Source organism: Exiguobacterium sp. s89 (assembly GCF_018617735.1).
Taxonomy (GTDB): Bacteria; Bacillota; Bacilli; order Exiguobacteriales; family Exiguobacteriaceae; genus Exiguobacterium; species Exiguobacterium marinum.
Genome location: NZ_JACSKS010000006.1, coordinates 1 through 22,464, shown reverse-complemented (window position 1 = coordinate 22,464; position 22,464 = coordinate 1). Strand labels below are relative to the sequence as shown.

Below are 22,464 nucleotides of genomic sequence, written 5' to 3'. Positions count from 1 at the left end.
TTACAATCATCATTGTTTTAATTTTTGGGTTGAAATCATTCCCCGACCATCCCGTCATTGTCGTTATCACGCATATAAGGATAAAGCCAATGGTCGCTCATTATCGGCATCGTGAAACCGGCGTCTTTCGCCTATTGAATCGTCACCTGACCGTCTCCATTCGTATCTCATCACCAGCAGGCTCGTTCGTGGCTGGGGATTCCAACTCACTTTCTGTGAGTGCCTCGTTCAACTCGTCCGGATTGACCTTGTCGAACGAGTCGGTAACCACATTTCTTTTGACCGTATATGTGTATTGGTAATGTGATGTAATATAAGTTTTCGTATCTAGATATGTGATGATCATTTTAAAGTCAATCGCGCCGCCGTCCTTACGGATAACATGTCACCTGTCGAGCTTACTGTATTCGACGCCTGAAACCTTAACGACCGTCTGACGTGACACGGATCAATTTACAATGCTCATTCGTGGACGCACAATACTCGCAATCCCCATATTTGATATCGATAGGTCCTTCTGTAATAGTCGCCGCACTTGATTCCGTGGTGCCCGGCTCGGACGTCTTGATGTTTTTCCTCTGTCGTAAGTATTTTTTCTGTGTTCTCTACTGTAGAGGAAATGCTCTATTGGGAACATCAGGAAAATAAAGGTATAGCTTGAGGTGCGGCTGAGTAAGTGAAATTCATTTCCTTTCTCTTTGAATGAATAGTTTCAGTATTACCAATTCTTTTATTTATCTGACTGTGAATCCAAGTTGTTTGAGACTCGTGTATATCCAATTTCATCATTAAGGACCTCTGTTCGTTTGCTTACTCATCAAATATAAAAAACGAACATTGATAAAAAGATGAGTTAATGGACAATTAAGACAAAATGAAAAGGACTATTTAAAGCCCTTTTCATTTTTTGTGAAAAGATAAACAAATATGTCTTTCTAACGTTCGTTAACGGGAATTACTATTAGAAAAATCATTTTATGTTTTTCATTCAAATATTCACTTGAATATTGACCAAGGAAAGGTATATACTATATTCAAGTGAACACTTGAATATCAATGGGGTGATAATGTGAATAAGAAAGATACTTGTGAAATTTTTTGTTATGACGAGGAAAAGGTCAATCGAATACAAGGTGATTTAAAAACAATCGATATTGTTAGTGTTGCCCAAATGTTAAAAGCAATTGCGGATGAAAATAGGGCAAAGATTACCTATGCTTTGTGTCAAGATGAAGAGTTATGTGTGTGTGATATAGCAAATATTATTGGTATTACGGTGGCAAATGCTTCTCATCATTTAAGGACCCTTCATAAGCAGGGGATTGTAAGATATAGAAAAGAAGGAAAACTAGCGTTTTATTCGTTAGACGATGAACATATTAGACAAATAATGATGATTGTACTAGAACATAAGAAAGAAGTGAATGTCAATGTCTGATCAAAAGGCAATAACATCTGAACAAGAAATGAAGGCCTATCGTGTACAAGGTTTTACTTGCGCAAACTGCGCGGGTAAATTCGAAAAAAATGTAAAACAGCTATCTGGAGTTGAGGATGCAAAAGTAAATTTTGGTGCATCTAAAATTGTTGTTTATGGTAATGCAACGATAGAAGAACTAGAAAAAGCAGGTGCATTTGAGAATCTCAAAGTGACACCTGAAAAATCTGCTCGCCAAGCATCACAAGAGGTAAAAGAAGATACGAAAGAAGATAAAGTGCCATTTTATAAAAAGCACAGTACGCTGCTCTTTGCGTCCTTATTGATTGCGTTCGGTTACCTGTCCCAGAGTGTGAATGGGGAAGAGAACCTCGTTACTACATTATTATTTTTAGCATCCATGTTGATCGGAGGATTATCGCTTTTCAAAGTCGGTTTGCAAAACTTGTTTCGCTTTGAGTTTGACATGAAAACCCTTATGACAGTGGCTGTTATAGGTGGCGCTATCATTGGGGAATGGGGAGAAGTGGCCATTGTTGTCATTCTCTTTGCGATTAGTGAAGCTCTTGAACGATTCTCTATGGATAAAGCAAGACAATCCATTCGTTCATTAATGGATATTGCACCAAAAGAGGCACTCGTTAGACGAAATGGGCAAGAAATGATGATCCATGTGGATGACATTGCCATTGGTGATATTATGATCGTGAAACCCGGCCAGAAGATTGCCATGGACGGGACTGTAGTAAGCGGCTATTCGGCTGTTAACCAGGCGGCCATTACGGGCGAGTCTGTTCCTGTTGCGAAAACGGTTGATGATGAAGTGTTTGCAGGTACTTTAAATGAAGAAGGCTTGCTTGAGGTAAAAATAACTAAGCTGGTAGAAGACACAACGATTGCAAAAATTATTCATCTTGTAGAGGAAGCACAGGGAGAACGTGCCCCATCTCAAGCATTTGTCGAAAAATTCGCGAAATATTATACGCCAGTCATTATGGTCATTGCAGCTTTAGTCGCTATAGTCCCTCCATTATTCTTTGATGGCAGTTGGGAAACATGGATTTATCAAGGATTAGCTGTTCTTGTTGTCGGCTGTCCTTGTGCATTGGTTATTTCCACTCCGATTTCCATTGTTTCAGCAATCGGGAATGCAGCGAAAAAGGGCGTTCTTATAAAAGGCGGTATTTATCTAGAAGAAATGGGTGCCTTAAAGGCCATTGCATTTGATAAAACGGGCACACTAACAAAAGGTGTCCCAGTGGTAACTGATTTTAATGTGTTGAACAAGCAGGCAAATGAAAAAGAATTGCTGTCCATCATTACTGCATTAGAATATCGTTCCCAGCATCCTCTTGCTTCAGCCATTATGAAAAAAGCAGAAGCGGAGAACATTAATTATTCTGACGTACAGGTAGAGGATTTCTCTTCTATCACAGGAAAGGGTATAAAGGGTATCGTAAACGGGACGACTTATTACATCGGTAGCCCGAAACTCTTTAAGGAATTATTGACTAATGATTTCGATAAAGACTTAGAGCAAAATGTTACTACTCTTCAAAACCAAGGCAAGACAGCTATGGTGGTCGGAACTGAAAAAGAAATACTTGCTGTGATTGCGGTAGCGGATGAAGTACGTGAATCAAGTAAAGACGTTATTCAGAAATTGCATCAACTTGGCATCAAAAAGACCATTATGCTTACAGGCGATAACCAAGGTACCGCGAATGCGATCGGCGGCCATGTTGGCGTATCGGATATTCAGGCAGAACTGATGCCAGAGGATAAATTAAACTATATTAAACAATTGAGATCCGAGTACGGAAAAGTAGCCATGATTGGAGATGGTGTCAATGATGCCCCTGCGTTAGCAGCTTCTACCGTTGGGATTGCAATGGGTGGAGCTGGTACAGATACAGCACTGGAAACGGCAGACGTTGCTTTAATGGGAGATGATTTAAGAAAACTTCCATTCACTGTGAAACTAAGCCGTAAATCCCTAAATATCATCAAAGCTAACATCACCTTTGCAATTGCCATTAAATTTATTGCCTTGCTATTGGTCATACCGGGCTGGTTAACACTTTGGATTGCCATCCTTTCAGACATGGGGGCAACTCTTCTGGTAGCGTTAAATAGTATGCGGCTTATGCGGGTCAAGGAATAAAAGGGAAAAGGGCTTTCTGGTTGTCTGGAAAGCCCTTTTTCTTACCATGTATAGAAATTTGGGGTTAGTTACATTAAAAATGATTAAAAACGGGTACACGTTACAGGCTGGTTCACAGCAGTTTTAGGATTACATATTGCACGAAAACGGTTCTGTTTTTTCGTGAAAGACCGTTCGTTTATTTCATTCTGAAATCACCGGAGGAGGAAGCTAAAATGACAAAAGATGTCGATTTGTTAGTAATAGGAGCAGGATCTGGAGGTTATGTGGCGGCCATACGGGCGGCCCAGTTGGGGAAAAAAGTGGTTCTGGTAGATAAAGCAGAACTAGGGGGCGTTTGCCTTAACCGGGGGTGTATCCCATCAAAAGCTCTTATTAGTGCGTCTGAGCGGGTAAAACATATTCAACACGCCAGTGCAATGGGCATCAAGGTTTCTGGTGAAGTTCAAGTAGATATGCCGGAAGTAGTAAAGTGGAAAGACGGCATCGTGAATAAGTTAACCAGCGGGGTTAAGACCTTACTGAAAGGCAATGGAGTAGAGGTAATCAGTGGAGAAGCCTATCTTACTAAACCCTATACGGCTAAAATCAAAATGAATAACGAAGAACAAGTATATTCCTACAAAGATTTAATCCTTGCGATAGGATCTTTGCCTTTCGAACTAAAAAGTATGCCATTTGATAAAAAAAGAATCATTTCTTCCACTGAGGCATTAGTGCTGCAGGAAGTACCAAAACATTTAGTTGTGGTAGGCGGTGGTTATATTGGTTTGGAGCTGGGCACTGCTTATGCCAAATTCGGATCAAAAGTGACCATTCTCGAAGGGTCCAACACGATTCTTCCAGGTACCGATCCTATGCTTACAAATGTGGTAAAACGGCATCTAAAAGAACTAGGTATCACAGTTGTAACCAATGCTCTGGTCCAAGGCGGAGAAAACACAGGGGATGAAGTAAAAGTTCGTGTACAGGTTGATGGCAAGGAAGAAGTGGTTAACGGAGATTATTGCTTAGTTTCTATAGGAAGAAAGCCGAACACAGGGAAAATTGGGTTGGAAAATATCGGAGTAGAATTAGACGAGCGTGGTTTTATTAAGATAAATGAGAAATGCCAGACAAACGTGGAGCATGTTTATGCAATAGGTGACTGTGCTGGCGGATACCTCCTTGCCCATAAAGCTAGCTACGAAGGAAAAGTAGCTGCAGAAGTGATTAGCGGACAAAACAGCATCATTGATTTTCAAGCCATGCCTTTTGTTATCTTCAGTGATCCTGAAGTTGCCTACACAGGATTAACAGAGAAAGAAGCAAAAGAACAGGGATACGAAACGGTTTCCAGCCGTTTTCCATTCCAAGCGAACGGAAGGGCATTATCTGTTTCAGATGCAGATGGCTTTGTGCAGATTGTAGCCGAGAAGAACAGCAAAAGGGTGTTAGGCGCACAGATGGTAGGACCAGAAGTATCGTCGCTTATTGCTGAAGCAGTTTTTGCCATTGAATCTGGAGCAACTGCCGAAGATCTAAGCCTTACAATCCATGCCCATCCAACGTTGCCTGAGCCATTGATGGAAGCGGCGGAAGGTGTGATGGGGCACGCCATTCACATGCTGAATAAAAAGAAATAATGTGAATGCAGCAGACCGGCACTTTTCATAAGTGCAGGTTAAACTTTTCATTTAATGGAGTGGGGGAATTAATGGACATTTTGTTTTACGTCCTAACTGCGGCTTTCGCAAATGTCCTGGGTGGCTTTGTGATCTTTCTTAAAAAAATTGGTCTAGAAGGGGCTTAAATGGCTTAATGGCGCTGAGCGCCGGGATACTTTTCGCTATTGCGATTATGGATTTAATACCAGAAGCATTAGAAATTCAGGAATCCAGTGCCCTATATATTGTTATTGGATTTGGTTTGATCTTTTTGTTCCAGCAGTTTCTTGCACCCCATTTTCATTTCGGAGAAGAGACTCATAAACATTCTCATTCTCAAAGCACAACCTTTAGTGCTTTATTGGGCATGCTGGTTCACACGTTTTTTGATGGTGTCTCTATTGTAGCCAGTTTCAAAATAGACGAGAGAATAGGATTTGTTGTATTGATTGCTGTATTAATACATAAAATTCCGGATGGTTTAACGATTTCTTCCATCGTATTTGCAAGCTTTGAAAGCAAGAAGAAGGCGATAGGAGCATCTTTCTTATTGGGTCTATCAACGATAACAGGCGCGATCGCAGCCGTGTCTCTAACACAATTTTTTATGGTAGATAGCAGCATCCTCGCGATAGCTCTTTCCATTACAGCAGGAATATTTCTATACATATCTACCGTTGACTTGCTGCCTGTTGTTAGTGCCACTGAAGACAGAGTCGTTATTCTTTTCTTTTTTGTAGGGATATTGCTATATTTTGCTCTTCACTGGATAGGGGAGCTACTTCCCGTATATTTACACTAAGCAGGGGAGAACCTATTCATAACATTCAAACATACGTGTGAATGTTTTAATAACTTACCATGGAGTTGATAAAAGTGGCTTTGACTATTATTTCCGCAATTGGGGCTTTCTTAGTAACCAATATTGATGATATTTTTGTTTTGATGCTGCTGTTCTCTCAGGCAAATGCACAGGCTAGAGCGACTGGCGGTTTAAAGATGAACGCGCAGACAAAGAGTAACCGGATCTACCCTAAAGATATAGTCATTGGGCAATACTTAGGTTTTGCCTTGCTGGTTTTGATCAGTCTTTTGGGAACTTTTGGCGTCATGTTGATTCCAGAAAAATGGGTTGGATTGCTTGGTTTAATTCCGATCTATTTAGGGATTAAACTGTTTATTAAGGGTGAAGATGAAGATGAAGGTGCGATCCTCTCCAGTTTAAACTCAGGGAGATTTAACAAACTATTTATGAGTGTAGCCTTCATCACATTCGCTAATGGCGGGGACAATATCGGCATCTATGTGCCTTATTTTACAACTTTAAGTGTGAATGAACTGGTAATTACGGTTATTATCTTCTTTATAATGGTTGCTGTCTGGTGTTTTGTAGGATATCGTTTAGCTTCCTTCAGACATGTTTCTGAAGTTTTGGAGAAATACGGAAGATGGATTATCCCTATAGTCTTTGTTGGATTAGGGGTATACATCATGGCAGAGAACGAAACGTTTAGTGCCCTTTTGAGTTTAATAAATTATTAAAAAATAATCTGAACTGCCCCCCGTCAAGTAGACAGTGGAAATAATAAAAGTGATTTAAGCGGCTTTCGCTCTATATTCTTTAGGGCTGAGGCCGTTTAATCGTTTTTGGTATCTTTCGTGATTATAAAAATAGATGTACTCATTTATGGCAATGTTAAGTTCTTCAAAGGTCTGATACTTATGTAAATAATACTTTTCACATTTTAACGTGCCGAAAAAAGATTCCATTGGTCCATTATCAATACAGCGACCAACCCGTGACATACTTTGAGTCATTCCTGCCGCCTCTAATTTACGCTTGAACGCCTTAGAGGTGTATTGGAATCCACGATCACTATGAATCAGTGGGTGTTCTTGATGCAATCGTACGATTGCCTGGTCAAGCGTTTTAAATACCAGTTGATTATTATTAGAGTGTCCCAGCACATAGCTAATAATGGATCCGTCATAAAGATCACGAATCACACTTAGATAGGCCTTCTTAGATAGGCCATATTTAAATTCTGTCACATCCGTTACCCATTTCTCATTCGGCTTTTTAACTGTGAATTCACGGTTTAATACGTTCTCTGCCACATGTTGTGGTGACGACTTTTTGTGCCGTTTTCGCTTCTGGCGGATGACCGAACGGATCTCATGGATACGCATGAGACGATAGATGCGCTTCTCATTGTATGCCGGCAGGTCATGCTGGCGTCGTCTGCGATTGACCGTCATGGTGATCCGTCGATAACCGTAGGTCCCGTTCACCTGGTCGTAGAGGAGGCGGATGTCTTCCAATAGGCTCAAGTTCTCTTCTTCGCGTACCGAGACGGTACGCTTCAACCATTTATAGTAGGCGGCCCGTGAGACCTGCGCGATCTCGCACAGGAGCACGACCGGGAACGTGTCGGTCGTCGACATTTCCTCGATGACCATGTATCGCAATTGTAGCCTGATCTGGCTGATCAACCTCTCCTCTCGATTTCCTCCAACTTTTTTAGGAACAGGTTCTCGGCACGAAGGCGCTCTTTCTCCCGCTCGATCTGTTGAATGCGACGTTCGAGCTTCTCCTCGTTGGTCAGTTCCTCTTCTTGCTTCGTCCGTCCGCGCCGGTCCTCGAGCCCGTGCACGCCGTCGGCGTCATATTTTTTCGTCCACCCATAGACCTGTTGGTACGACACGGCGAATACCTCGGCCGTCCGTTGATAGTTCCGTCCGTTGTCCAGGCAATACCTGACTATCTCCATGCGTTCCTCGAATGTGGTCTTTCTCCCTTTTGTCATAGCTCGATCCATCCCTTTTCTCGAATCTGTTAACTCGCTATGACTAGTATACTTCTTAATCCATTTTCGAAGAACAGATCCATCACTGATTTGATAGTTGGAGAGGACTTCCATCGTGGTGGCCCCGTCGAGGTAGTCACGGACGGCCGCGATTTTCTGTTCCTTGGTGTACAGTTTCCATGTCTTCGATTCCTTCAATGCGTCACTCCCGCCGGTATCGAATTTCACTTTCCACACCCGGAGGGTATTCTCAGAAACGTGATGAGTCTCCATGATTTCCTTCCATGTATGCGTTTCTTCTTCCATCATGCGCAGTGCAGCCAGTTTTTGTTCGATTGAATGCCGACTTCTCGCCATAAAAAAAACACTCCCCAATAGAATAAACAGATTTGTTATTTCATCTGTCTACCTATTGGGGAGCATATCATTCTTGAGTCAGTTATTCTTTTTGTTTATTTAGGGTCTTCGGAATATATAGTGGAATTACTTTCTTAATAGTTTAAAAACAACTGGTGTTTAAATCGGATTTTCTGGTGGGATGTTAGGATAATCAATAATATTATATAAAAGTATCAATCACATACGAGTGATACTTTGGGAAAAAAATAAAATAGTCCAATTTACTTGACCGTGTACTATGGTACACGGTTTATAATATTCATGGGGTGAAATAAGATGATTTATCGCATTAGTGAGTTTGCAGATAAATGTGGAGTTAATAAAGAAACGATCAGATATTACGAGCGAAAAAATTTATTACAAGAACCTCACCGAACGGAAGCTGGTTATCGGATATATTCATATGATGACGTTAAGCGTGTTGGGTTTATTAAACGAATACAGGAACTTGGTTTTTCTTTAAGCGAGATTTATAAATTACTTGGTGTTGTAGATAAAGATGAAGTTCGTTGTCAAGATATGTTCGAATTTGTTTCTAAAAAACAAAAGGAAGTGCAAAAACAAATAGAGGATTTAAAACGAATTGAAACTATGTTAGACGACTTAAAACAACGATGTCCAGATGAAAAGCAATTACATTCGTGTCCAATAATAGAAACATTAACATGAGAGATTAATTAACGAAAGGAGCTTTTTTATGAATAAATTTAAGGTAAACATTTCAGGAATGACTTGTACGGGTTGTGAAAAACACGTAGAATCAGCACTTGAAAAGATAGGTGCTAAAAATATTGAGTCTAGTTATCGTCGTGGTGAAGCAGTATTTGAACTGCCCGATGATATTGAGGTTGAAAGTGCAATAAAGGCGATTGATGAAGCAAATTACCAAGCCGGAGAAATTGAAGAAGTATCATCACTAGAAAACGTGGCGTTAATTAATGAAGACAATTATGACCTTCTTATTATTGGTTCTGGTGCTGCTGCCTTTTCTTCGGCAATTAAAGCTATAGAATACGGTGCAAAAGTTGGAATGATTGAGCGTGGAACGGTTGGGGGAACCTGTGTGAATATTGGCTGTGTTCCGTCAAAAACTCTTCTTAGGGCAGGGGAAATCAATCATTTATCAAAAGACAATCCGTTTATAGGTTTACAAACATCCGCTGGAGAAGTGGATTTAGCTAGTTTAATCACGCAAAAGGATAAATTAGTGAGCGAACTTCGGAATCAAAAATATATGGATTTAATTGATGAATATAATTTTGATTTAATTAAAGGTGAAGCAAAATTCGTTGATGCTAGTACGGTTGAGGTCAATGGGGCAAAGTTATCTGCAAAACGCTTTTTAATTGCAACAGGTGCATCGCCTTCGTTGCCCCAAATTTCAGGACTTGAAAAAATGGACTATTTAACTAGTACAACACTTCTTGAGTTAAAGAAAATACCAAAACGATTAACTGTAATTGGTTCAGGATACATTGGAATGGAGCTTGGACAACTATTTCATCATTTAGGTTCAGAAATAACGCTTATGCAAAGAAGTGAGCGACTTTTAAAGGAGTATGATCCTGAGATTTCAGAGTCAGTTGAAAAAGCGTTAATTGAACAGGGTATAAACCTTGTCAAAGGGGCAACTTTTGAGCGTGTTGAACAAAGTGGAGAGATAAAAAGGGTTTACGTAACAGTAAATGGCAGTAGAGAAGTCATTGAATCAGATCAGTTACTTGTTGCCACTGGAAGAAAACCAAATACGGATTCTTTAAATTTAAGTGCAGCAGGTGTTGAAACTGGAAAAAATAATGAAATCCTGATCAATGATTTTGGTCAAACAAGTAATGAAAAGATTTATGCAGCAGGAGATGTGACTTTAGGACCACAATTTGTATATGTAGCAGCCTATGAAGGTGGAATTATTACTGATAATGCTATTGGTGGATTAAACAAAAAAATAGATTTATCGGTAGTTCCTGCTGTTACGTTTACGAATCCGACGGTTGCAACGGTTGGTTTAACAGAAGAACAAGCAAAAGAGAAAGGGTATGATGTGAAGACATCTGTATTACCTTTAGATGCTGTTCCAAGAGCAATTGTAAACCGTGAAACAACCGGTGTATTTAAACTAGTAGCAGATGCAGAAACACTAAAAGTATTAGGGGTTCATATTGTATCTGAGAATGCAGGAGATGTCATCTATGCAGCATCATTAGCTGTTAAATTTGGCTTAACGATAGAAGATTTAACAGAAACCCTAGCACCATATTTAACAATGGCTGAAGGGCTAAAATTAGCTGCACTTACGTTCGATAAAGATATTTCGAAATTATCTTGTTGTGCAGGCTAAGGGAACTTTTTTACAACTCCCTATTCAAGTGAACCAGCTAATGCTTTAAGGGATTTTCTAAGTGCATTTGTGGTCACAAAAATAATTTAACACTGATGATTTCGACATCAAATCTATAATTGATACCTTAACACCGCAGAGTAATAAAGGATGAATAATATGTCAGACTTATTATCCCTACCAGACATTAAAACAATAGAACCGCCACAAGAAAATGAAACCGATATGATGTTTAAAGTTGAAGCAGTCGGACCACCTGAACGTTGTCCTGAATGTGGTTTTGACAAGTTGTACAAACACAGTTCAAGAAATCAACTAATTATGGATTTGCCCATTCGTTTAAAGCGAGTGGGCTTACAATTGAACCGTAGACGATACAAGTGTCGTGAATGCGGATCTACCTTCTGGGAACGCCTAATATCTGTAGATGAAAAGCGTAGTATGACCAAAAGGCTTTTAAAGTCCATTCAAGAGCAATCCATGTCTAAGACCTTTGTAGAAGTCGCAGAAAGCGTTGGTGTTGACGAGAAAACCATTAGGAACGTTTTTAAGGACTATGTGGCACTCAAAGAACGTGAATACCAGTTTGAAACTCCTAAGTGGCTTGGGATAGACGAGATACATATTATCCGTAGACCTCGGCTTGTATTGACTAATATTGAACGCAGGACTATTTATGACATCAAGCCTAACCGTAACAAGGAAACAGTCATCCAACGTCTTTCAGAAATCAGTGACAGGACTTACATTGAGTACGTCACAATGGATATGTGGAAGCCCTACAAAGACGCAGTGAACACTATCCTTCCACACGCTAAAGTTGTCGTAGATAAGTTTCATGTAGTTAGAATGGCTAATCAAGCCTTAGATAACGTCAGAAAGTCTTTGAAAGCCCATATGAGCCAAAAAGAAAGACGTACCCTTATGCGTGAAAGGTTTATCCTTCTAAAGCGTAAACACGATCTAAATGAACGTGAATCATTCCTCTTAGATACTTGGTTAGGTAATCTTCCTGCTTTAAAAGAAGCCTATGAACTCAAAGAAGAGTTTTACTGGATATGGGATACTCCTGATCCAGATGAAGGTCATCTTCGTTATAGTCAATGGAGACACCGTTGTATGTCCAGCAACTCTAAAGACGCATATAAAGACCTCGTGAGAGCCGTAGACAACTGGCATGTCGAAATATTCAACTACTTTGATAAAAGGCTCACTAATGCTTATACGGAGTCAATTAACAGCATTATTAGGCAGGTAGAGCGAATGGGTAGAGGTTACTCGTTTGATGCCTTACGAGCCAAAATCCTTTTCAATGAGAAGCTCCATAAAAAGCGTAAGCCACGATTTAATTCAAGTGCTTTCAATAAAGCTATGTTATACGATACTTTCAATTGGTATGAAGTGAATGATCACGACATTACAGACAACTTTGGTGTCGATTTTTCCACACTTATTAAGAATTTTGAGAAGGGTGATTTATAAGCCCTTTTCCACCATGAAATCCGAATACCCTTTATTTATTTAGGAGTCAGTATGTACTTTCTCACAAAAGATGAAAAAAATTAAAGAAGTACAAAAATATATAATGTCTTGATGTTTTAGGGAGCTATTCTTTGATGATAAAGTTAATGAGAGCTAATCAGGATTTTATTTCATTTTTAGGGAAGTCTGTGTCACGAAATAATTTTCGTGACACAGACTTCGAACAACTGCCAGGGCGTTAGTCCATCGATTGTTCCACGTGAATGATTACCTCGAACGGCACATGGATGATCCCGTCCCGCTGATTGGCCAGTTCGACGGTCCGCTCCAAATAGTTCGTCCGGTGCACGAACCCCTTGAATCGTTTCATCTCCCGCTCCTCCACATATTTCACCTCCACCATGTCTCCGCTGAAGATCGCGTCATTCAACACATTCTCATAGACCGATAGGACCTGTTCATCGACATCGGGCATCTCAATCTTTTGGATTTCCTTATAGTATTTCGTCAGTAGCGCCTTGTGCTCTGGCATGAGGAATGGGATCCATTTCAGCTCACCTCGGTCTCGATACATCGTCATAATAAATCACCCTCCTAATAAAGCGAACGTTTGTTCTTATTTTATACCCGATTTCTCTCGTTTGAACAGCCTTTTTCGTGATCGGGGATTCGTTCGTCCTGTTTCCGTACTCTAGCTCGCTGGTCGTCGGTGCAAGGAACGTCAAAAAAATGACGCGCCCTCCGTCCCGTCTTCCTTCACTTTTGGCTCAAAGCAAGGCTTTTCGCTCGTTGGCTACGGAAGCCTGTCCCTCCGTGCGCTCTACGCATTTTTTTGAGGCTCTCCCTCCGGTCGCCCTTGCACCGTCTCCCGACGCTCGCTTCGTTCCCGTCAACAGGACGCACAACGGTGTTCGTTCTGAGGTCAGCTTATCCGAAAGGGGACAAACCAACATGGAACTATCATCAATTGTCGAGGTCATCCGTATCAAGCAAGAGATTCGAGAGGAAATGATCGCCCTCGAGCACGCCGTCATCCAATCACCCGACAATGCCCGACAAATCGGGGCATCCTTTATCGGGGATGATGACCGTGAAGTGTTCCTCGTCATCATGCTCAACACGAAGAATCGGGTCATCGGCGTCCATCGGGCGCACGTCGGGAGCGTCAATTCGAGTGTCGTCCACCCGCGGGAAATCTTCAAATGCGCCATCTTGAACAATGCCTCGTGCATCATCGCCTGTCACCAACATCCGAGCGGGGACCCGAGCCCGAGCCGGGAGGATATCCTCGTCTCAGAACGACTGCATGAAGCGGGTGACCTCATCGGCATCCCGGTGCTCGACCATCTCATCCTTGGAGCGGACGAGTCGTATGTCAGCATGAAACAGCGAGGTTACATGGGTTGAATGGAAAGGAGCGGGGCCGGGGGACCGGTCCTGGTCCGTCCGGAAAGGGCAAGGAGGAAAAACATGCGTTTTTCTTTGACGAGAGGGGCGACTCGCGTTGCTCTCGCCTGGATCCAGAATTCGGATCCGGGAAAAGGAATGTTTTCGCGTGGCGAAAACAAATGGTTTTGGTGAGAAGTTAAAGGCATAAAGAAATCACGTTGCTCTGTTTTTTCATGAATGTGTATTTGCGATGTTTGGATTAATGAAAAATGAGTGCTTGTTTGGTGAAAATGTTCGTTTTTCCTATGTAAGCCCTGGGCTTGTTTCAAACAAGCCCAGGGCTTACATGAAACAAGGCGAGATGTTGAGAGGTCATATTCAAGGTATCGTTGAGCTATCAACAGGAGAGGATGATTCAAATGAATCACACATTGGACCAACAAACGATTGAAGAGATGAAAGAGGTATTGCTTAGAAGACTTCCCGAACGGATGGACATCGACCCTGAGGCATTCGAGTTGGTGAGCATGGATATCCTTTGTGAAGTGAAAGAAGGGGAACGATTGAAACAGATGACGGTCTTCTTTAATACGAACACGCTTCAAGTACATAACTGATTGTTTCGAAATGTATACATGGATACTTGTAGATTTGTATACATGTATACATTTTTATTTAGTGAGTCTTTGAACGAAGCGTGAATCGCATAAGTATTGGGAATTGGTCTATAAAAACTGAAAGGGGTGAGACGTGATGAACGAGCGGATACTTGATGACTATGCGTTCGAAGGGTTGGATCCGCTCGTCCGGTTCGATGAGGGACGGAACTCGCCTTATTTTCGCGTAGTGATCTATCTGGATGCGGAAGAGCATCCAATCAAGAAAGTGTATCTATACGGTGCATGGGAGAAAGAATGATGATCCGGGCTCATGCGTGAGCGTCTAACGCCTCGAGGCGAAGTCGCTCATCGCACCGCTGCCCCCCTGACGGTCCGATAACAAGAGCTGCTGGCTCACCGCCGCATCTCTATGTTCCTGGCCCTTTCTGACGGGAGGCACGGAGCGTAAGGTAAAGTCAAAATCAAGAGCGGGAGCGCGTCTGGCGACGCGCGACGAAAACCCGCGAGAGGTCGCGGGTTCAGGTCAATGCTGTCGAATATGGCTCCACTCTTGATAGAGCTGGTCCGGGATGTTCATCTGCCTTAACAGCAACGTCTTGTGTCGGGGGAATCGCATCAGGTAATCGTCGATCTCTGACGTGACGGCGTGAAGGAACCCATCCTGGATGCCCCGGTCTCTCAAATAAGACAACGCGATAATGAAACTCAAGACATCACTTTGGCCACGGTCATGTTTTTGATAGGCGGAGTGTGTCACACCAAAGCGGGTATGGACCGGAGAGTAGCTCAGGCGCTTTCGCACACGGTGATTGTAAACACGTCCTCCATGGGCAGCCCAATTTCGGAAGGCGACGAGGATATCGAATGTCTCGGCGAAAGCTTGTTTGGTCTGATCAGTGATCAATTCTGAATTCATGCCTGTCGCCCGTGCGATGACTTTTGTCTTTGATTCCGGCAACATCAGTTTGAACAGGTATTGAAGGTTCCCAAAGCTCAGTCCCTTCACCAGGATCCAAGGGGGCATGTCCTGATAGGTCTCCCGATAATAGGCCATCGGTTGATGCGTCGAATAATAAACCTCGGAGAAGATCTGCAACAATAATTCCCGCTCAAATTTCCCTTTGGCGCGCCCACGAATCATTTTTTTCCCTTGTCGGAAGTTTCTGTTATGTTGATAGTCCTTGACGGAATGACCGTGATTCTCGGCAAGCACGTAGGCTATGACTGAACGTAACAGGTTCTCCGCGGAAAGGGTCGCCGACAGCATCGCGAAACGGATGGTGTTATCAAGTTCATACAGGTAATAGATTTCCGAGAAGGTTGTCCCGGATTCGAATTGCTCTTCTTCACTGTCTATGTTGATGAACAGGTCTTTGTAGCCATTGATGATTTCGTAGTAGCTCGTTCGAATCAAGGCCTCTTCTGCGAACATCGGATCATCGATTACCAGACCGCGCTCTTGTAGCAATTTCAGTTGATCGGTCGTTGACTTGAAGACCTTTTCCGGTTTTGACATGTTTGTGCTCCTTCATAGGCAGTATATGATTAGTATAAAATAAACGGCCCCTTACCGAAAGGTAAGGGGCCGTTGTTGGCTGGTCAGTCCAGCCTGCTCATTGATTACTTATACTATATTCGACCGGTACCAATATGTCAATGACAACGCTAAACATAATAGCACAGATTCAGCGAACAAGTAAAGAACTTTTTAACTAAATATAGATGATAAGGGTGGATTATGGTAGAGATAAGACTATATGTAGTATCTATTCGGCAAGTGAGAAAATTATGTTTGTGTTCGATCGTCACATCATTATGTAGTCAAACTCTGTAGGTAAGGCTCCCTGACGGGGAAGAAAAAATAGATTTTCTTCAGGTAACGCTGACTTACCAATAACATGTTCCAGCGGACAGTTACTTGATCATAAGATGGCCTTGGATGCATGACGGATTAACTGAATAAGCAATAGTGAACAGGTTTGTTCGTATAACAAATAGCGCAATAAGAAGTTGCCTTTGCCTCGTTGTGGGAGCGTGGTATATTGTATAATACAATATATGTAAATAGTAGAGAGGCAGGGGGTAAGTTTGTACAAAGCGCTATTAATCGCAGTCAACGAGCAACGGAATCATGAGATAACGGCTCTTCCGAACACTTTTAACGATGTCAGCGAAATCAATCGATTGTTGACGGAGGCGCCGGCCATCTTCCGACAATCCGATGTGCAGATTCTGAGTGGGAACTTGACGACCAAGTCGATATTAACACATACACTGAGAAGCTTTTTTGAGGAGGCGTCCCCAGAGGACGTCTTGTTCCTCTATTGGGCGGGGCATGGGGGATTCAGCGAGACCAGTGCGTATTTCCTTCCGTACGATGCAGATCGTCATGCTATCGGAGACACGAGCATCAATATGTCCGACGTCCGGGATCATATCGACCGAACGCCGGCGCGCACGGTCTTGAGCTTTTTTGACACATGCCATAGCGGTGCGGTCATGCGATCAATCGACAGTCTGATGGACAGAGGGCTTGAAATCAAAGGATCTGGGAAGTTTGTCATCGCAGCGTGCACGGAAAATCAGTCGGCCTGGGATCGTGATGGACACGGCGCCTTCACCGATCATTTGATCCGTGGTCTGGAAGGTGGGGCGACGAATTCGAGCGGGGAAGTCGATATCTACAACCTCTATTCGTATGTCAGTCAGGCACTATCTAACGAGTTCCCAAATCAACATCCTGTCATGAAGGGTAAGCTCTCCGGTCCACCCGTCGTCATCAAGAATGTGAAGACAAGAGAGGCCGGATCGAATCTGTCACCGGCACCACTCTTCGATGGTGGGCAGCGAGTGGTCGACAACTCTGGAGATTGGTTTCTACTAGGACGTGTACACGCACGCTACTTCTCCTATCGCTACAATCGTTCTGACAAGTCATACATTTTGATCTTGGAGGCCAAACCCAACTCAAAAGGAATCGAGGAGGTGCTCAAGCAGATGTGGAGAACGGAGCAACCGCTAGCGATTGAGGACTCGGCTGAATTTGTGCGTGTAGACGAAGTGGATGTCGAAGTGGTTGGGGGCGAAAAAACAATCAATCTCAAGCTGGTCTCCAGTGATAATAAGCATGGGAATCCTATGTTTGATAACGCTTCGTTCAATGGTATCACACCTGATGAAATTGCCAAACTGAGAATCGACCACTATCTGTTCAACAAAGAAGTGCCAAGCCATGTCAAAATCGGTCATTCATCTTCAGTCATTTATGGGATGTCATCCGACTATGAGGTGTCCGATCGATTGATTCCGGACCTCCTCGATCAGCATGTACCGCTGGAATGCATCAGGCTTCACCTGATCGCGGTGCTCGTCTTTAAATCCATCGTGGCTGAGGTGAGTTCTTTGAACTTGTATATCGAAGATCACGCCATCACCCGTATCACCCTTCAAGGAAGACGTCCCCGCGTCTACACAAATGTCACGCCGTCAACCATCACGGTGGACCAACCTGTACATTTTTCATTGAAATGATTGTAAAGACAAGAAGACGCAGAGCAAGTAAGCATAATCAGGAGAATCGAGATGAAGCATGCTTGCCGGATGCTTTTTTAATTAAGAACACCGATGGATGAAAAGATGACGAAGAATGCAATGGTGTTTGTAAGCTTATACGATATGTCCAAACATGTGGTCAGCCAAGGCGAATCGGAGAGCCGTGAGTCTCAACAGTGAAATACGTTTCAAAGTCAGGTGTTACCACCGTATAAAAATTGCAGAATGAAGCAGGACAAAAAAAACGCATCCTTCGATTTTACGAGGATGCGTTTAATCAATGTGATTCTATTTGACCGTCGAATAAGTATGATTACTCTCCGACCATGCCATCTCCGTCATTGTCTTGCATATAAGGATACAGCCAATGGCCACTTCTGATTGGCATACTGAATCCGGAATCTTTGACTTCTTGAATCGTCTTATCGACCAAACGGATGGTCTCCCGGAACTCGACGGATACGTCCCATGCCACGACATGAATGGTAGGATGTGAGCGAAACTAGGCAGAGACGGTGTTAACATCCCGAGAGGAAAGCAAGGCAATCGGCCGTCTGGTCTCAAGGTCGCAGGTGATTGTCCCGTACTTTTTTCGTTTTCTTCAAGCCCAGTCATCGATACCGACCCGTCCACAGGATGTACAACGGTGTTTGTTCTGTGGTCAGCTTATCTATCCGAAAGGGGACAAACCATCATGGAACTATCTGCCATCATCGAGGTCATCCGCATCAACCAAGAGGTTCACGAGGAAATGGTCGCCCTCGAGCACGCCATCATCCATTCTCCGGACAGTGCCCGACAAATCGGGTCATCGGCATCCCACCGCTCGAACATCTCATCCTCGGTGCGGACGAGTCATACGTCAGCATGAAACAGCGAGGTTAAACGTGAAGGAGTGGGGCCGGTTGACCGATCTCGGTCCATCCGAGAAGAGCAAGGACGAAAGACGTGCGTTTTTCTTTTGTGGGGCGGCGACTCGCGTTGCTCTCGCCTGGACCCAAAAATCGGATTCGTCAAAAGGAAAACAGGAGAGCGTCAACTCTTGTCGGGACAACGCTCCACTGTTCAATATCATTTTGAGTTTTTCAGTGACCTCATTAATCTATAGGAGTTGTGTTCTGATTCTTCGGCAATAGTGTAAAATCGTATCGAGCAAAAACTGTAAATTTTATCTAGGTTCACATCGTTCTGAAATCTTCTTCAAAATTTTTAACGACTGTTAACTTTTCATTGGCAGAGTACTTATTCTGGACATAGACAAAACTCCCTCAAAAATATACAGTTTTATTATTTCAACTGTACATTTTTGAGGGAGCCATATCGTTTACGCTTCATATGTTTTTTTATTTTTGTACCAAGTCAACCTTGCTTTGATTGATTCTATAAACTTTATCACACAGCGCATCAATATCTTCAGAATTATGACTAGTTATAAGAATCGTTTTTCCTTCCTTCTTGAAATCTAAAAGCATGTTTCGTAATGATTTTACACTGTCATGATCAAGCGCATTAAACGCTTCATCTAAAATAAGAACGTCTTGGTTCTCCATAATGGCTTGTGCAATCGCTAATTTCTGTTTCATACCTAATGAATAATTTTTTACCTTTTGTTGATTCTTTGGTTGTAAACCGACTTTAATCATTGTTTCTTCAATTTCTTTATCGTTAATTTTATCTTGAATCAAAGCGAGTTGTTTTAAATTTTCAAAACCTGTTTTATTTGCTATGTAACCTGGACGATCAATAAGTATCCCAAAATCTTTTGGAAAGCGGTTTTTTTTATGTAGCTTGTTATTTCTTACTGTTACTGTCCCTTCATCAGGAAAAACGAATCCACACATCATTTTAAATAAGACAGATTTACCTGATCCGTTTGGTCCAACAATACCAACAATTTCACCTTGATTGATTGTTAAATCAACACTATCAAATAAGATATTGCCCATATATGTCTTCGATACGTTTTCTAAACTTATTATTCCCATTTTACTACCCCTTTCATACTTTAAGACTTTTAGAGAACATTACTTTTAAAAACATTAAAGAACCTACAATATAAGCGAACAAAACAATTAGCAAATGCTGAAGACTGAATGACTCAGTAACGATTACAGCATTTAATCCAACCGGAAAAACACCCCATACATTTATCCCTGGTAATAACATAAAAGATAATACTCCAAACAAGATTAGTAAAAAATAACCCTCAGAGGACTTCCATAAAGTAATAAAGCTAAAAAGCAAATAACATACAAGCTGAAGGAATGAGAAACAAATGATAAAAAGAATCAAGTTACTATTCTGTAGTGATGTTATGTCTGTTTTCAAAGAAGGGTCTAACCCATTAAAGATCCCAAATAAAACTACAAATCCTATAATGGATAATAAAACACTGAAAAGGAACAATGATTCTTTCATAAATACTTTGAAGAACCATTTATCAATACTTCCGTATCTAATAATTTTGTAATGACTTATTTCACCGATTTCATGAGAGAGTCGAATTTGGCTTAAATATGATAAGCCAAAAAAAATAATCAGATATGCAAATAAAGATGTAAAAGAAGAATTAAAAGCACTCACTCCCAAGAAAATTACCGTAATCCAGTCACCCAGTGTTAAAATATCTACTTTGTTATTTTGATAAGTCATCAAAATATAAATAAATATCAATGTACTGTAAATAGTATAAGGGAGCGTCTCTTTTTTTATTATCCTAAATATTTTTTTTAATTCAATTAAATACTTAATAATAAAAAATTCAAAAATAAAAAGCGTTATAGGAATTATAAAAATGATCCATATACTTGATAAAGCATTTATTGCAGCAGCAATTGTAAAATAAACTGAAGGAGATAAAAATTTAAATTCTGATGGAAAAATTTTAAATCCAAAAACACAAAGTAAAAATAAAAGAGCTGCCTCGATATACAAGTACTGGTACTTCTGATGCATTAAAAATAATAAAACCAGCATTCCATGAAGACTTATTGAAGTAACTATCCATAATAAGAATTGAAAGAATAGTGGTGCTAGAGGATTTTGAAATTCTGAATATAACTCGTTTAATTCGTTCACACCATTAATTAATTTGCTATATTCACTCCAGTGCATCTGGAATGGTAAGCCGATAGACATTAACAGGCTAAGTATAAACAACAGGACAAACATAGGGAAGATTTGAACTAAAAATTCTTTAGTCGTATAAAGCATCCATGAATTGAACGACTTTAGTCGTATAAGCAATATGTAATCAAATTTAGTAGTGATTGTTTTGACTGAAGTAAAGATTATAATCGGAATTAAAAAATACACCATAAGATATGAATCATTTTGAAGTGAGTAGATCGGATCCCATATATTGATATTTAATGAGTATTCTCCTGCAAAACTAAATATTTGTTTTTTTAGATATAAGCTATAAAAAAATATTACTGTACCAACTAACAGCCACTTTATTTTTGTAAATTCTTTAAAGATTGTTTCAAGCATTAAATTTGTCACCTGCTTTACTTAATTGAAAGTCCATTCTTCTTTTTTTGAAATATATACTTTGTATATGATTAAGTTGATCAAAAGTATTACTGTGAATGGAACAAAAACTGTCCAAATTGGTTGTGCTGTAATATTGAACGGAAACAAGGTACTCAATGGCGAAAATTGCGGAAACTGGAAAATTCCTGAAACAAAATTTAAAAGGTGATATCCCATAAACGGAATCGAGATCGCTACAAAAATACTATTAAGTGATAATACAAGAATATAAGCAAGCGTAGCGTATAGAGCAGCATTTAATCCAATCCATATAGCATAAATCGTGGCATATAAAAACGGGCTGTTTTCAATTAAAGACGAAAATACATTCTTCACATCACCAGTCGATTCACTTATCGGTGTATAATTTACTAACCCTAACCAAGGCTCGATAAACTGTACAAACAAGTATGTAACGAAAACCATTAAAAATAATACAATTCCGCTTAAAATCGCGTTAACAATTCCTTTACTAACGAGATAATCGTTAAGGTTTACTCTAGTTCTCGTATAAGTCAAAAAATTATTTTTATACTCTGAAATAAATGAAGGAACGTATACTAAAACCGCAAGAATTGGAAAGATCATTGCCGGAATAGTAGAGATACTCTCCTCAAAAACTTCAATTGGCTTAAAAAATTCATAAGTATTATACACTGTTAAAAATTGGATTAAAGGGACGATGAAAATAATAAATGCAAATAATATTAAATTTTTAGTTGTCAGCGCATTTACCAATTCTTTTTTAATTTGCTTAAACATTGATTAACCTCACTTCATTTTCATCCTTTTGTTAAGGAATTAATTATTTTCAAATCAAAGATTCGAGTAATTTTTTCACAAATATTTACTATCCTTAAAGGAATTATTTTCTATCTTAAGATTACTCTAGAGCACCTTTTTAAGTAAAGTAACTTTTAAACAGGAAAACTCTATATTGATAAAAACACTTCTATTTTCCTAAAAAAATATGAAAAAGAGTTATTGTGCCTATTGAATACAATTTATAAAACGTAAAACGACCTAAGTCCTAAATATAATTGAACTCAAGTCGTTTACATTTTTATTCACTATAGTAGCATGAGACAAATTAAT

The 22,464-nt window shown here is 40.7% G+C and carries 20 protein-coding genes and 1 pseudogene; 14 read left to right on the top strand and 7 right to left on the bottom strand.

The features are described 5' to 3' along the window. Positions 1-35: 35 nt before the first annotated feature. A pseudogene (locus KNO96_RS14370) lies at positions 36-379 on the bottom strand (DNA/RNA non-specific endonuclease); the annotation flags it as partial. Positions 380-1,069: 690 nt separating this feature from the next. Here KNO96_RS14370 and cadC point away from each other — a divergent pair. The 5 genes from cadC to KNO96_RS12750 all read left to right on the top strand — a co-directional run bounded on the left by cadC (position 1,070) and on the right by KNO96_RS12750 (position 6,790). Continuing rightward, positions 1,070-1,438: a Cd(II)-sensing metalloregulatory transcriptional repressor CadC gene (gene cadC / locus KNO96_RS12770; protein ID WP_003322301.1), complete on the top strand. Its 369-nt coding sequence runs from the start codon at positions 1,070-1,072 to the stop codon at positions 1,436-1,438. Next, positions 1,431-3,602, top strand: a complete 2,172-nt coding sequence (locus KNO96_RS12765; RefSeq protein ID WP_214704254.1) for a heavy metal translocating P-type ATPase — start codon at positions 1,431-1,433, stop codon at positions 3,600-3,602. The genes cadC and KNO96_RS12765 overlap by 8 nt, the downstream gene beginning before the upstream one ends. Positions 3,603-3,817: 215 nt before the next feature. Then, positions 3,818-5,227 carry a dihydrolipoyl dehydrogenase gene (gene lpdA, locus KNO96_RS12760; protein WP_029336149.1) on the top strand — a complete coding sequence of 470 codons (1,410 nt, stop codon included), beginning with the start codon at positions 3,818-3,820 and terminating at the stop codon, positions 5,225-5,227. 175 nt (positions 5,228-5,402) lie between these two features. After that, a complete protein-coding gene (locus tag KNO96_RS12755; RefSeq protein WP_251125207.1) occupies positions 5,403-6,050 on the top strand; it encodes a ZIP family metal transporter in 648 nt (215 codons plus the stop codon). A gap of 74 nt (positions 6,051-6,124) precedes the next feature. Next, positions 6,125-6,790 (top strand): CadD family cadmium resistance transporter, encoded by a 666-nt coding sequence (locus KNO96_RS12750; RefSeq protein WP_435528659.1) that lies wholly within the window; start codon positions 6,125-6,127, stop codon positions 6,788-6,790. 54 nt (positions 6,791-6,844) lie between these two features. Here KNO96_RS12750 and KNO96_RS12745 read toward each other — a convergent pair. Beyond that, positions 6,845-8,412 (bottom strand): IS3 family transposase gene (locus KNO96_RS12745; RefSeq protein ID WP_214704256.1). Its coding sequence is split into 2 segments (ribosomal slippage): positions 6,845-7,761 and positions 7,761-8,412, totalling 1,569 coding nucleotides; the frame shifts between segments, so codons are not numbered across the junction. 318 nt (positions 8,413-8,730) lie between these two features. On the opposite strand from KNO96_RS12745, the gene merR reads away from it, so the two are divergent. The 3 genes from merR to KNO96_RS12730 all read left to right on the top strand — a co-directional run bounded on the left by merR (position 8,731) and on the right by KNO96_RS12730 (position 12,274). Continuing rightward, the gene (gene merR, locus KNO96_RS12740) at positions 8,731-9,123 is read left to right on the top strand and encodes a mercury resistance transcriptional regulator MerR (protein WP_001863748.1); all 393 of its coding nucleotides are present in this window, start codon (positions 8,731-8,733) and stop codon (positions 9,121-9,123) included. A 28-nt stretch (positions 9,124-9,151) separates the two neighbouring features. Then, positions 9,152-10,792 carry a mercury(II) reductase gene (merA, locus tag KNO96_RS12735; RefSeq protein WP_002440486.1) on the top strand — a complete coding sequence of 547 codons (1,641 nt, stop codon included), beginning with the start codon at positions 9,152-9,154 and terminating at the stop codon, positions 10,790-10,792. Between the two features lie 159 nt (positions 10,793-10,951). Then, on the top strand, positions 10,952-12,274 hold the full coding sequence (locus KNO96_RS12730; protein WP_214704257.1) for an ISL3 family transposase: 1,323 nt from the start codon (positions 10,952-10,954) through the stop codon (positions 12,272-12,274). 238 nt (positions 12,275-12,512) lie between these two features. Here KNO96_RS12730 and KNO96_RS12725 read toward each other — a convergent pair whose 3' ends face one another. After that, complete coding sequence (locus KNO96_RS12725) at positions 12,513-12,854, bottom strand: YolD-like family protein (protein WP_214704258.1); 342 nt, start codon at positions 12,852-12,854, stop codon at positions 12,513-12,515. 371 nt (positions 12,855-13,225) lie between these two features. On the opposite strand from KNO96_RS12725, the gene KNO96_RS12720 reads away from it, so the two are divergent. The 3 genes from KNO96_RS12720 (at position 13,226) to KNO96_RS12710 (ending at position 14,581) form a co-directional block, all read left to right on the top strand. Next, positions 13,226-13,681, top strand: a complete 456-nt coding sequence (locus tag KNO96_RS12720; protein ID WP_214704259.1) for a JAB domain-containing protein — start codon at positions 13,226-13,228, stop codon at positions 13,679-13,681. A gap of 401 nt (positions 13,682-14,082) precedes the next feature. Then, positions 14,083-14,280, top strand: a complete 198-nt coding sequence (locus tag KNO96_RS12715) for a hypothetical protein (RefSeq protein ID WP_214704260.1) — start codon at positions 14,083-14,085, stop codon at positions 14,278-14,280. Positions 14,281-14,416: 136 nt separating this feature from the next. Then, on the top strand, positions 14,417-14,581 hold the full coding sequence (locus tag KNO96_RS12710; protein ID WP_214704261.1) for a hypothetical protein: 165 nt from the start codon (positions 14,417-14,419) through the stop codon (positions 14,579-14,581). Positions 14,582-14,806: 225 nt separating this feature from the next. Here the strand turns inward: KNO96_RS12710 and KNO96_RS12705 are convergent, their stop codons facing one another. Beyond that, complete coding sequence (locus tag KNO96_RS12705) at positions 14,807-15,799, bottom strand: Abi family protein (protein ID WP_214704262.1); 993 nt, start codon at positions 15,797-15,799, stop codon at positions 14,807-14,809. A 572-nt stretch (positions 15,800-16,371) separates the two neighbouring features. Here KNO96_RS12705 and KNO96_RS12700 point away from each other — a divergent pair. From KNO96_RS12700 to KNO96_RS12695, 3 genes are all read left to right on the top strand, one after another. Further along, a complete protein-coding gene (locus KNO96_RS12700; protein ID WP_074037983.1) occupies positions 16,372-17,814 on the top strand; it encodes a caspase family protein in 1,443 nt (480 codons plus the stop codon). A 388-nt stretch (positions 17,815-18,202) separates the two neighbouring features. Continuing rightward, positions 18,203-18,331 (top strand): hypothetical protein, encoded by a 129-nt coding sequence (locus KNO96_RS14445; RefSeq protein WP_285800486.1) that lies wholly within the window; start codon positions 18,203-18,205, stop codon positions 18,329-18,331. A 198-nt stretch (positions 18,332-18,529) separates the two neighbouring features. Beyond that, on the top strand, positions 18,530-18,706 hold the full coding sequence (locus KNO96_RS12695; protein ID WP_214704263.1) for a hypothetical protein: 177 nt from the start codon (positions 18,530-18,532) through the stop codon (positions 18,704-18,706). 472 nt (positions 18,707-19,178) lie between these two features. Here the strand turns inward: KNO96_RS12695 and KNO96_RS12690 are convergent, their stop codons facing one another. From KNO96_RS12690 to KNO96_RS12680, 3 genes are read right to left on the bottom strand one after another with little or no spacing between them, the layout of a single operon-like run. Beyond that, entirely contained in the window at positions 19,179-19,820 is a 642-nt protein-coding gene (locus KNO96_RS12690) for an ATP-binding cassette domain-containing protein (protein WP_074037984.1), read from the bottom strand. A gap of 13 nt (positions 19,821-19,833) precedes the next feature. Further along, positions 19,834-21,327 (bottom strand): hypothetical protein, encoded by a 1,494-nt coding sequence (locus KNO96_RS12685; RefSeq protein ID WP_074037985.1) that lies wholly within the window; start codon positions 21,325-21,327, stop codon positions 19,834-19,836. 21 nt (positions 21,328-21,348) lie between these two features. Beyond that, the gene (locus KNO96_RS12680; protein WP_214704264.1) at positions 21,349-22,131 is read right to left on the bottom strand and encodes an ABC transporter permease; all 783 of its coding nucleotides are present in this window, start codon (positions 22,129-22,131) and stop codon (positions 21,349-21,351) included. Positions 22,132-22,464: the final 333 nt, after the last annotated feature.

Excerpts from the sequence above, each read along its gene's own strand:
- KNO96_RS12765 (WP_214704254.1), top strand. The coding sequence starts at position 1,431 with ATGTCTGATCAAAAGGCAATAACATCTGAACAAGAAATGAAGGCCTAT.
- lpdA (WP_029336149.1), top strand. The coding sequence starts at position 3,818 with ATGACAAAAGATGTCGATTTGTTAGTAATAGGAGCAGGATCTGGAGGT.
- KNO96_RS12755 (WP_251125207.1), top strand. The coding sequence starts at position 5,403 with ATGGCGCTGAGCGCCGGGATACTTTTCGCTATTGCGATTATGGATTTA.
- merR (WP_001863748.1), top strand. The coding sequence starts at position 8,731 with ATGATTTATCGCATTAGTGAGTTTGCAGATAAATGTGGAGTTAATAAA.
- merA (WP_002440486.1), top strand. The coding sequence starts at position 9,152 with ATGAATAAATTTAAGGTAAACATTTCAGGAATGACTTGTACGGGTTGT.
- KNO96_RS12730 (WP_214704257.1), top strand. The coding sequence starts at position 10,952 with ATGTCAGACTTATTATCCCTACCAGACATTAAAACAATAGAACCGCCA.
- KNO96_RS12725 (WP_214704258.1), bottom strand. The coding sequence starts at position 12,854 with ATGACGATGTATCGAGACCGAGGTGAGCTGAAATGGATCCCATTCCTC.
- KNO96_RS12720 (WP_214704259.1), top strand. The coding sequence starts at position 13,226 with ATGGAACTATCATCAATTGTCGAGGTCATCCGTATCAAGCAAGAGATT.
- KNO96_RS12715 (WP_214704260.1), top strand. The coding sequence starts at position 14,083 with ATGAATCACACATTGGACCAACAAACGATTGAAGAGATGAAAGAGGTA.
- KNO96_RS12710 (WP_214704261.1), top strand. The coding sequence starts at position 14,417 with ATGAACGAGCGGATACTTGATGACTATGCGTTCGAAGGGTTGGATCCG.
- KNO96_RS12705 (WP_214704262.1), bottom strand. The coding sequence starts at position 15,799 with ATGTCAAAACCGGAAAAGGTCTTCAAGTCAACGACCGATCAACTGAAA.
- KNO96_RS14445 (WP_285800486.1), top strand. The coding sequence starts at position 18,203 with ATGGCCACTTCTGATTGGCATACTGAATCCGGAATCTTTGACTTCTTG.
- KNO96_RS12695 (WP_214704263.1), top strand. The coding sequence starts at position 18,530 with ATGGAACTATCTGCCATCATCGAGGTCATCCGCATCAACCAAGAGGTT.
- KNO96_RS12690 (WP_074037984.1), bottom strand. The coding sequence starts at position 19,820 with ATGGGAATAATAAGTTTAGAAAACGTATCGAAGACATATATGGGCAAT.
- KNO96_RS12685 (WP_074037985.1), bottom strand. The coding sequence starts at position 21,327 with ATGCTTGAAACAATCTTTAAAGAATTTACAAAAATAAAGTGGCTGTTA.
- KNO96_RS12680 (WP_214704264.1), bottom strand. The coding sequence starts at position 22,131 with ATGTTTAAGCAAATTAAAAAAGAATTGGTAAATGCGCTGACAACTAAA.